The 10,111-nt window shown below is 71.2% G+C and carries 9 protein-coding genes; all 9 read left to right on the forward strand.

The window, feature by feature from the left end; genetic code table 11:
• On the forward strand, window positions 1–856 hold an 856-nt coding region (locus OZN99_RS17680; RefSeq protein ID WP_270936585.1), incomplete at its 5' end, for a CpsD/CapB family tyrosine-protein kinase.
• Window positions 849–2,561 carry a TIGR03016 family PEP-CTERM system-associated outer membrane protein gene (locus tag OZN99_RS17685; protein WP_270936586.1) on the forward strand — a complete coding sequence of 571 codons (1,713 nt, stop codon included), beginning with the start codon at window positions 849–851 and terminating at the stop codon, window positions 2,559–2,561. The genes OZN99_RS17680 and OZN99_RS17685, both read left to right, overlap by 8 nt.
• Window positions 2,562–2,575: 14 nt before the next feature.
• Window positions 2,576–3,556, forward strand: a complete 981-nt coding sequence (locus OZN99_RS17690) for an AAA family ATPase (RefSeq protein WP_270936587.1) — start codon at window positions 2,576–2,578, stop codon at window positions 3,554–3,556.
• On the forward strand, window positions 3,553–4,461 hold the full coding sequence (locus OZN99_RS17695) for an XrtA system polysaccharide deacetylase (protein WP_270936588.1): 909 nt from the start codon (window positions 3,553–3,555) through the stop codon (window positions 4,459–4,461). The genes OZN99_RS17690 and OZN99_RS17695 overlap by 4 nt, the downstream gene beginning before the upstream one ends.
• A 22-nt stretch (window positions 4,462–4,483) precedes the next feature.
• Complete coding sequence (locus OZN99_RS17700; RefSeq protein ID WP_270936589.1) at window positions 4,484–5,530, forward strand: FemAB family XrtA/PEP-CTERM system-associated protein; 1,047 nt, start codon at window positions 4,484–4,486, stop codon at window positions 5,528–5,530.
• A gap of 27 nt (window positions 5,531–5,557) precedes the next feature.
• Entirely contained in the window at window positions 5,558–6,994 is a 1,437-nt protein-coding gene (rfaE1, locus tag OZN99_RS17705) for a D-glycero-beta-D-manno-heptose-7-phosphate kinase (RefSeq protein ID WP_270936590.1), read from the forward strand.
• A 112-nt stretch (window positions 6,995–7,106) separates the two neighbouring features.
• Window positions 7,107–8,039, forward strand: coding sequence for a class I SAM-dependent methyltransferase (locus OZN99_RS17710; RefSeq protein WP_270936591.1), 933 nt, complete (start codon window positions 7,107–7,109; stop codon window positions 8,037–8,039).
• 302 nt (window positions 8,040–8,341) lie between these two features.
• A complete protein-coding gene (locus tag OZN99_RS17715; protein WP_270936592.1) occupies window positions 8,342–9,361 on the forward strand; it encodes a glycosyltransferase family 9 protein in 1,020 nt (339 codons plus the stop codon).
• A 4-nt stretch (window positions 9,362–9,365) separates the two neighbouring features.
• Window positions 9,366–10,111 (forward strand): glycosyltransferase (locus OZN99_RS17720; RefSeq protein WP_270936593.1); only part of this gene is annotated, 746 nt, incomplete at its 3' end.

A 10,111-nucleotide genomic window follows, 5' to 3' on the forward strand; every position in this document is an offset into this window, starting at 1 on the left:
GCCCGATCCGCGCCCGCGCATGACGCCCGTGGCGGAGGCGCCGTCGGCGGCCAATGCCGCGCCCGCCAACACCGCGCCTGCCCAGGCGGCGCCCGAGCCGCAGCCCGCGACCGCCGCGCCGCGCATCACGCTCGACATGCTGCGCAACGCGGGTTTCGTGGCGATCGGTCCGGCGAATTCGCGCAGCCGTGTGACGGAAGAGCTCAGCGTGGTGCAGCACCAGGTGCGGCGCACAGTGCAGGCGACCGAGGCGGTGCCAGGCCGCCTGCCGCGCCTCGTCCTCGTCACCAGCGCCAAGCCCGGCGAGGGCAAGACCTTCTGCTCGGTGAACGTCGCCGCCCGTCTCGCCATCGGCTCTCCAGACCAGGTCGTGCTGGTCGATGGCGACGGCAAGCAGATGGGGTCGCTGACCCACCTGCTGGGCCAGGACGACACGCCGGGGCTGCGGCTGCTGTCGCTGGACCATGCGCAGCGGCCGGAATCGCTGCTGCTGAAGACGGATATCGACCGGCTGAGCTTCCTGCCCTACGGCCCGCCCAAGCCGGGCGTGCAGGACCTGCCCTCCGGCGCCATGCTGGCCGATGCGGTGGCCCGCCTCTCGGCTGCCCTGCCGAACCGGATCATCATCTTCGATGCCCCGCCCTGCCTCTACACCAGCGAGCCCACGGCGCTCGCCTCGGTCGCGGGCCAGGTGCTTCTCGTGGTGCGCGCCGAGAGCACCCAGCGCGACGAGGTGGAGGCGGCGCTCGACATGGTCGAGGCTTGCCCGAACCTGCAGTTGGTGCTGAACCAGACCCAGCGGGTCTCGAGCAACACCTTCGGCGCCTATGGCTACTACGGCTATTACAATGGCTGAGCGGCGCCCGCGCGGGCGCCGGGCCTTCGGTCCCGCCGGCCTCGGCGCGGTCGCGGCGCTCTCGGCGCTGGGCCTGCCGGCTGCGCAGGCGCAACTGGTGCCCGCCAGCGAATCGCTCGGCCTTTTCGGCGGCCCGTCGCGATCGTCCAGCCCCCTCGGCGGCGGCATGGGCATCGGCACGGGCGACAGCGCCGGATCCGCCGCCGCGTCGCGCTTCTGGCTGCCCCAGCTGGACCCGACCCTGCCCTTCGCGCCCGGTGCGCAGGGCGTGGCGCCACCGACCTGGGCCTTCCAGCCCTATGTCAACGTGCTCGGCGGCGTCACGGACAACGTGAACTTCACGCCGACGAACCGCATCAGCGACATCTACGCGGTCGTCTCGCCCGGCATCACCGTATTGGGCAACTCGCCGCGCCTCGTCGGCACGCTGAACTACCAGCCGAACTTCCGTGTCTATGCGCGCACGACGGACAACAACGACATCACCCAGACCCTGTCCGGCCAGGCGCTGGCGACGGTCATCCCCGAGTTCTTCTTCATCGAGGCCAGCGCCTTCAGCACGCCGGAGGCGCTGACCGGCAGCTTCGGCCGGATCGGCCAGCTGGGCGACAACAGCAACCCGGCGAACCAGACGGTCCAGGGCACGACCTACCGCATCTCGCCGTACATCGTCCGGCGCTTCGGCGACTTCGCCAGCGGCCGCCTCGGCTACGCTTTCTCGCAGTCCTTCTCGAACGGCGCCAACGCCTTCATCCCGAACCAGGCCACGCCCTTCTTCACCAGCCAGCAGGTCACGTCGAACACGATCTATGGCGGGCTGGTTTCCGGCGACTACTTCGGGCTGCTCACCTGGGATGCCGGGATCAGCCTGACCAACTACAGCGGAGACGGCGCCTATGACGGCGCGCACAACTACACCTACGTCGTGCAGGCCCGCTACCAGTTGACGCGCGAATGGGCGCTGGTGGGCGAGGCGGGCTGGCAGGACCAGGAATACAAGGGCGTCCAGCCCTACGGCATCGACAAGCCGATCTGGGGCGTCGGCGCGCGGTGGACACCGGACCCGGACACCTATCTTTCGGTGCGCTACGGCCAGCGCGACGGCTTCGAATCCTGGACCGTCGATGGCGCCATGCTGGCCGGGGTGCGCACGCGCCTCGTCGCCAGCTATCGCGAGAGCGTGGGCGCGCCGATCCTCGCCCCGAACCAGTTCGGCGTGGCGCTGCGCACGAACGCCGCCGGCCAGGTCGTGGACGCGGCCACCGGCCTGCCCGCGGCACTGGCCGTCGGCCGGCCGCTGGTGGTGCGGCAGAACGCAGTGACGCGGGACAAGAACGGCCTGCTCGCGGCCAGCCAGGTGTGGAACCGCGACACCTTCACCCTGGCCTTCTCGACCTTCGACCAGACTCCGGTGAGCGTGCCGGCCGGCACCAGTTCCTTCGAGCAGACCACCTACACGGTGACCGCCGCCTGGACGCGGGACCTTGAACCCGGCCTGTCCTTCAACCTGATCGGCCGCGCCGGGCAGAGCGAATCACCGCAGATCGGCGATACGACCAGCTATTCGGTGCAGACGGGCCTGTTCAAGGCATTCAGCCCGACCCTGATCGGCAGCCTGCAGTATCAGTTCATCAACTCCATCCCCGAACAGGGCGCGCGGACGGTCCAGAACGTGGCGTTCTTCACGCTCCGCCAGCTGTTCTGAGGCAGCCCACGCGGATGCACATCGACGTCTACGGCTTCCGCGAACACCCCTTCCTGATGACGCCGGATGCCCGGCTCTTCTTCCCGAGCTCCGTGCACAGCCGCGCCCACGCGCATCTGATGTATGGCCTTGCGCAATGCGAAGGGTTCGTCGTCGTCACCGGCGAGGTCGGCGCGGGCAAGACCACGCTGGTGGAGCGCTTCTGCGCCGCGCTGGATCCGGCGCAGTTCGTGGTTGCGCGCATCATGACGACGCAGGTGGCCGGCGACGATCTGCTGCGGCTGGTGGCAGACGCCTTCGGCGTGACGGCGGAGGGCGACAAGGCGACCGTGCTGCGCGGCATCATGGCCGCGCTGCGCCGGGCGGAGAAGCGCCACATCCTGATCGTGGACGAAGCGCAGGCGCTGACCCATGCGGGGCTCGAGGAGCTGCGCATGCTGTCCAACATCACCGACGGCGGGCGCGCGCTGCTGCAGACCATCCTGTTGGGCCAGCCGGAACTGCGGCGCATCATCGCCAGCCCCGACCTCGACCAGCTGCGCCAGCGCATCCTGGCCTCCTTCCACCTGGGCGGGCTCTCGCGCGACGAGGTGAAATCCTACATCGAGCATCGGCTGCGCGCGGTGGGCTGGACCGGCCATCCCTCCTGGGACGACCGCGCCTTCGACGTGGTGCATCGCTTCACCGGCGGCATCCCGCGCCGGATCAACCGCCTCTGCTCCCGCGTGCTGCTGGCGGGCGCGCTGGAACAGGCGCCGCATCTCAGCGCAGAGCTGGTCGAGGGCACCGCCCTCGAGCTCGAGGAGGATCTGGGCGGCGGCGCCCTGCGCGACATCGCCTATGGCAGCGCCCCGCGCCACTCGGCGGAGCTGGAGGCGCGGCTGGATGCGCTGGCGGAGCGCATCGACAACGTGGAGCGCACGCTGGCGCGGCGCGAGCGGGCCTTCAACCGCCTGGTGGAGTTCCTCGCCGAGCTCAGCGGAACGCGCCGATGACCCGTCCACCGATGCGCAACGCCACCGTCCGGAACGCCATGAGCGTGGATGTGGAGGACTGGTTCCAGGTCCAGGCCTATGCCGGCGTGATCCGCCGCGACGCCTGGGAGGGGCTGGACCGTCGCGTGGAGGCGAACACGGAGCGCGTGCTGGCACTGTTCGCGCAGGCCGGCGTGCGCGCCACCTTCTTCACCCTTGGCTGGGTCGCGGAGCGCCACCCGGCGCTGGTGCGCCGTATCGTCGCGGCCGGGCACGAGCTGGCCAGCCACGGCCACGGCCACGAACTGGTGCATCAGATCGGCGAGGCCGGGTTCCGCGCCGACATCCGCCGCGCGAAGCGCGTGCTGGAAGATGCCGGCGGCGTCGCGGTGCGCGGCTATCGTGCGCCGACCTTCTCCATCGGGCCGCGGCTGACGCCCTGGGCGCACCGCGTGCTGGCGGAGGAGGGCCACACCTACAGCTCCTCGCTGTTCCCGATCCGCCACGACCTGTACGGCGATGCCGACGCGCCGCGCGACGCGTACCGGCCGGATCCGGACGGCGTGGTCGAACTGCCGATGACGACCGTGCGCGCCGCCGGGCGCAACCTGCCCTGCTCGGGCGGGGGCTGGTTCCGCATCGTGCCCTATCCCGTCTTCCGCACCGGCCTGCGCCGCGTGAACCAGGGCGAGCGGCGGCCGGGCATCTTCTATTTCCACCCCTGGGAAGTGGATCCGGGCCAGCCGCATGTGCCGGAAGCCGGCCGGCTCTCCCGCTTCCGGCACCGCACCGGGCTCGGCAGCATGGCGCGCCGGCTGGAGCACCTGCTGCGCGACTTCGCCTGGGGCCGCATGGACGAGGTGTTCGCCGACGCGATCGGCGCCGCACCTGCGCCCGGCGTCGTCGCCCGGCGCGAAGCGGCCTGACGCAACCGCTCCGGGACGGCGCATGACGGTCAGGATCCGCGAACTCGACGCCGGCTCGGCGCGCGCCTGGGACGAGTTCGTCCGCGCGACGCCGGCTGCCACCTTCTTCCACCGCAGCGCCTGGGCGGAGGTGATCCGCCGCAGCTTCGGCCATCCGACGTACTACGTCTTCGCCGAGCAGGACGGCGCGATCACTGGCGTACTGCCGCTGGCGCGGATGAAGACGCTGCTGTTCGGCGACCTGCTCGCCTCCACGCCGTACTGCGTCTATGGCGGCAGCGCCGCCGTCACGCCGGAGGCTGCCGCGGCGCTGGAAAGCTACGCGATCGACCTGCGCGCGAAGCTCGGCGCGCCGGCGCTGGAGTTCCGCCGGATCGAGGCCGAGGACCCGGGCTGGACCGGCCGGTCGCCGCTGTATTTCACCTTCCGCAAGCCGATCCTCGCCTTCGACGACGACGTGAAGGGGATGGAGCGGAACATCCCGCGCAAGCAGCGCGCGGAAGTGCGCAAGGGGCTGAACCGCTTCGGCCTGAGATCCGTCTCCGACAGCGACACCGACCGGCTGCACCGGCTCTATGCCGAGAGCGTGCGCAACCTGGGCAGCCCGGTCTTCCCGCGCCGCTACTTCCGCGCCCTGGCGGAGGCCTTCCCGCGCGAGCATGACGTGACGACGGTGCTGCAGGGCGACACGCCGGTGGCCGCGGTGCTGAACTTCCACTTCCGCGAGGAGGTGCTGCCCTATTACGGCGGCGGCACGCGGGCGGCGCGGGGGCTCTCGGCGAACGACGTGATGTACTGGGAGGTGATGCGCCGCGCGCATCGCGAGCGCGGCGCGAAGAGCTTCGACTTCGGCCGCAGCAAGGCCGGCACGGGCGCCTTCGACTACAAGAAGAACTGGGGCTTCGAGCCGCAGCAGCTGCACTACTGCTACCGCTTGGCCGACGGCGCGCGCATCCCCGAGAACAACCCGAACAACCCGAAGTACAAGCTGTTCATCGCCGCGTGGAAGCGGCTGCCGCTGCCGGTGGCGAACCTTCTCGGGCCACCGCTGGTCCGGGGGCTGGGCTGATGCGCAGCAGCGTGCGGAGGGGCGTCCATGCTTGACCTGTCGCGCGCGCGCGTCCTCGTGCTGGGCGACGTCATGCTCGACCGCTTCATCTACGGCGCGGTGGAGCGGATCTCTCCGGAGGCGCCGGTGCCGGTGGTGCGCCTGGCGCGCAACCTCTCCATGCCCGGCGGCGCGGGGAACGTGGCGCGCAACGTCTCCGCGCTCGGTGGGCGGGCGGTGCTGGTCGGGCTGATCGGCCGCGACGCGGCGGGCGACGAGTTCCGCGCGCAACTCGCCGACGATTCCGGCATCCTGGACCGCTGCGCGGTCAGCGCAACGCGGCCGACCATCTGCAAGACGCGCGTCATCGCCGGCACGCAGCAGGTGGTGCGGCTGGACGACGAGGTGGCGGGCCCGGTGGACGCGGCGGAGGCCGCTTCGCTGCTGGCGGCGGTGGAGGCCGCGCTGCCGGACAGCGATGCGCTGGTGCTGTCGGACTACGGGAAGGGCGTGCTGACGCCCGCGGTGATCGCGGCCGCGGTGGCGGCGGCCAAGCGGCGCGGCATCCCGGTCTTCGCCGATCCGAAGAGCGACGACTTCACCATCTATCGCGGCGTCGATTGCCTGACGCCGAACGCGAAGGAGCTGGCCCGCGCCGCGCGCCTGCCGACCGGGACGGATGCCGAGGTCGTCGCCGCCGCGCGCGCCGTGATGGGCGCGGCCGGACTGCCGGCGCTGCTCTGCACCCGCGCCGAGCGCGGCATGATGCTGGTGCACGCAGGGGGCGAGGCCGTCGGCGTGCCGGCGGAGGCGCGCGAGGTCTTCGACGTTTCGGGCGCGGGCGACACGGTGATCGCGACGCTGGCGCTGGCGCATGCTGCGGGTTACGCGCTGCCGGATGCGATGCGCCTGGCCAATACCGCGGCCGGCATCGTGGTGGGGAAGCTCGGCACCGCGACCGTCAGCGGCGACGAGCTGGCGCATGCGCTGCGCACCGGCGCCGAGGCGGAGGAGACGCCGCTGCTGGGGCACGAGGCGGCGGCGCGGCTGGTGCGCGACTGGCAGGCGCATGGGCTGCGCGTCGGCTTCGCGAATGGCTGCTTCGACGTGCTGCATGCCGGCCATGTCGCACTGCTGCGCGCGGCGCGGCGGCGCTGCGACCGGCTGGTGGTGGCGCTGAACTCCGATGCCTCCGTGGCGCGGCTGAAGGGGCCGTCGCGTCCGGTCAACGTGCTGGCCGATCGTGCCGCGGTGATCGCCGCGCTGTCCTCGGTGGACGCCGTGACCAGCTTCGAGGAGGACACGCCGCTGGAACTGATCCGCGCGCTGCTGCCCGACGTGCTGGTGAAGGGATCGGACTACACGATCGACCGCGTGGTGGGCGCGGATGTGGTGCAGGCGGCGGGTGGGCAGGTGGTGCTGGTGGACCTGCTGCCGGGGCGATCGACCACGGGCATCCTGGCGCGCGGGCAGGGGATGCGCTGATGACCGGCCGCCGGTCCGGGGGCGTTGGCGGTCCCATGGGTCCGAGGACCCGAAGGAGCGGCACATGAACTCTTCTCCGAATGCTCCGTGTCGCATTTGCGGCTCGACCAAGGTGCGTCCCCTGGTGCTGCGGGAGATGATGTTCGGCACCCGGGAGCGTTTCGCGTATCTCGAATGCGAGGATTGTGGCTGCGTGCAGATCGCGGAGTATCCAAGCGATATCGGACGCTTCTACGGGGACAACTACTACTCGCTCCAACCCGATGAGGGTCTCGACTGGCGTGCGCCGACGACGCTGCAGCGCGCCAAGGTCCGTCTTCGCGACCTGGCCCTGGCCCATGTCCCCGGCCTGTGGCAGCGCCACATCGCGAAGCCGGCGACGCAGGCCTGGCTACAGCGCAAGCCGGTCGTGAAGCTCTACACGGACCGATTGCCGCCCGACGCACGCATCCTGGATGTCGGCTGCGGCTCGGGACGCTTGCTGATCGAGCTGGGCGATGTCGGCTTTGCGAGGGCCGAGGGCATCGACCCGTTCATCGACAGGGACATCTATCACCAGGGGCGGCGGCTTGTGCGGAAACTTGGATTGCAGGAAGTCGATGCGCGCTTCCACTGCATCTCCCTGAATCACGCCCTGGAGCATATGCCGGACCAGCCGGGCGTCTTCCGCGAACTGCACCGGCTGCTGGAACCGGGCGGGCTGCTGATCATCCGGGTTCCGGTGACGGGTGGCCTTGCGTGGCGGACCTACCGCGAGAACTGGGTCCAGCTCGATCCGCCTCGCCACTTCTACGTCCATTCCGTGCGCAGTCTCGAGATGCTCGCGCGTCGTTGCGGCTTCTCCTCCGAGGAGGTCACCTACGATTCCACCGGCATCCAGTTCTGGGCCTCCGAACTCTATATGCGCGATGTGCCGCTGGTTGACGCAGTGGGCGGGCGCGTCCTGTTTTCCGAAGCCGAACTGGCCGCCTTCGAGTCGCGTGCGCAGGCCCTGAATGCTGCGCGCGACGGGGACCAGGTCGCGGCCTTCTTCCGCCGCGACTGACGTGATCCCGGGATCTGGCGGCGTCGCGGCGGCGCAGGCCTGACCGACGCGAACGAGCCGCTTGGAGGCGTCATGATGAGGATCGCGGACGTGTCGGACTGCGAGCGCCACGTTGGCATCGCAAGGGCGATGGCAGCCGCGGCGCGACCGGCGCCGCATATGCCCGTATGTGCGCCCGCCGGAACCCTGGCGCGTCGGCCGAAGTCCGGATGATGGCTGGCGCAGCCCCTGACACGCCGACCGGCCCCCAGCCTCCGCCTCAGGGGCTGGACGACTGGCGCAAGGTGCCCGCCCCGGCACCCATGTCTATCCTACGGGAGCTCTGGTGGAGCGTGCAGCCCGGGCCGCGGGCACAGGCCCGCCGGCGAGCCATCCTGCCGGCGCTCTGGCGCTTCGTCCGCAACGTCGCGAGCGTGCTCCGCCAGAAGCGCGGCGGGCGTCCGCTCGTTGCGATCGGTCTCGTTGGGCTGATGGGCGACATCATCGCTGTCGAGCCGGTGGTGCGTCTCGTGAGGCGCCGCTTTCCCGATGCGCGAATCGTCTGGGTTGTCTGCCGACCCTACGAGGAGGTCGTTCGCAGCTTTCCCGAAGTGGACGACTGCGTGGTCGTCACCTGCCTGTCCGACTGGCTCTTCCTCTGGGCAACCCGGCTCTTCGATGTCGCCTTGGACCTTCACGTCAGCGGGCTGAGGTGTCCGGTCCTGAACGTGCCTGTGCAGAAGGCGGGCCTCGCGGTTCCGGTCGACTACGACAATTACTACGAGCATGGCGGCCTGCTGACCGTGGCCTGCCTCGGCGCGGGGATCCCGCCGCTGACCGAGAGTCCGCGCCTGTCGCCGCCCGCCGGCGCGGTCGCGCGGGTGGATTCCCTGCGCCTGCCCGAGCGGTTCGTCGCGATGCACGCGATGTCCAACGAGAGCAGCCGGGAATGGCCCGCCGAGAAGTGGCGCGAGCTCGTCACGCTGGCGGAGCGTGAACTCGGCCTGCCCTGGCTGGAAGTCGGCGGCGCGCCCTTCGTGCTGGGGCGCGACGACGAGCGCTGCCTGGCGGGCCGCCTGTCCATCCTAGAGACGGCCGAGTTGCTGCGCCGTGCCACGCTGTTCATCGGCATCGACAGCGGGCCGGCGCATATTGCGCACGCAGTCGGTGCCCCCGGCGTCGTCCTGCTCGGCCGGCACCGGCACTTCACGCATTACACCCCCTACAGCGGCAGCTACGCCGATGGCTCGCGCGCCACGCTGGTGCGGACGGAGGGCCCGGTGGCCGAACTGCCGGTGGAGGAGGCGCTCGCCGCCGTGCTGGCCCGGCTGCGGCAGGGCTGAGGCCATGGCCGCGCCGCGCCGGATCCTCTTCGTCAACCTGGGCGAGGACTGGATCCGCGGGCAGGAACGCGTGCTGCTCGACATCGCCCGTTCGCTGGACCGCACTCGCTTCGAGCCGGTGGTGTGGTGCAATGCGCCGACGCTGGCGCGCGAATGCACCGCGCTCGGCATTCCGGTGCAGGAAGGGCGCTTCGGCTATTTCCTGGCGACCGGCGCGGGGCGGCTGCGGCTGCGGCGCTGGCTGTCCTACATCCGCGCGGGCCGGGCGCTGGTGAAGCGGCACGGCATCGCGCTGATCCATGCCAACGGGCCGGCGCCGCTGCAATTCTGCCTGCCCGTCGCGCGACTCGCCGGCATCCCGGTGCTCGGCCACCTGCATGCGGAGGAGGACCGGCGCAGCCGCTACGCCTTCCTGACGCATCTGGCGGACCTCGCGGTCGGCGTCTCGCGACAGACCATCGCGGGGCTGGCCGCGGACGGGATGGATCCGCGCCGGCTGCGCGTGGTGCACAACGGCATCGACCCCGCGCGTCTGGAGGCCGATCCGGCGGAGGGCGCGGCGCTGCGCCGGCGCCTGGGTATCCCGCCCGATGCGACGGTCGCCTGCTGCGTCGCCTCGCTGATCCGACGCAAGGGGCATGACGTGCTGCTGGAGGCGCTGGCGCGCCTCGCCGCCGAAGGCCGCGCGCCGCACCTGCTGCTGGCGGGGGAGGGGCCGGACCGCGCGGCGCTGGAAGCCGCGGCGGCCCG

The sequence above is a fragment of the Falsiroseomonas oryzae genome (assembly GCF_027856955.1).
Lineage (GTDB): Bacteria > Pseudomonadota > Alphaproteobacteria > Acetobacterales > Acetobacteraceae > Falsiroseomonas > Falsiroseomonas oryzae.